This is a genomic window from Bacillus sp. FG16 (genome assembly GCF_057809515.1).
On the sequence record NZ_JBMDKC010000362.1, the window covers coordinates 1 to 387 of the forward strand.

A 387-nucleotide genomic window follows, 5' to 3' on the forward strand; every position below is an offset into this window, starting at 1 on the left:
CTTTTTCATCGTCCACTCGATAAAATACTTCTAATCCTTTTCGCTCATATGCTACCGCTTTATGTGATTTTAGCTTACCGAGATGTTGCGAAACAGTGGATTGTGGCATGTCTAAATATTGTTGTAATTCCGTGACATTTAAAGCATTCTTCTTTAATAATTGATGTACCATTTGTAGACGAATAGGGTGTGCCAATACCCTTAATATTTCTGAAACACGTTCAAATTCACTTATCTCCGTGCTAAAGACATTTTTCATTTTTTCTTTCTCCCCCATTCCTATTATTGAGTGCCTATCTCACAAACCATCTTGCACCATTCTCTTTCTCCCCTTATACTAAAACAAATAATAATCACAATAAGAGGTGCCTCATGAATAAATCAGAA

At 35.1% G+C, this 387-nt stretch carries 1 protein-coding gene; it reads right to left on the reverse strand.

Annotated elements, in window-relative coordinates; translation table 11 throughout:
• Positions 1–259: ArsR/SmtB family transcription factor (locus tag ACODS7_RS32745; RefSeq protein WP_488828733.1), on the reverse strand; the 259-nt coding region annotated here is incomplete at its 3' end.
• Between the last annotated feature and the right edge of the window lie 128 nt (positions 260–387).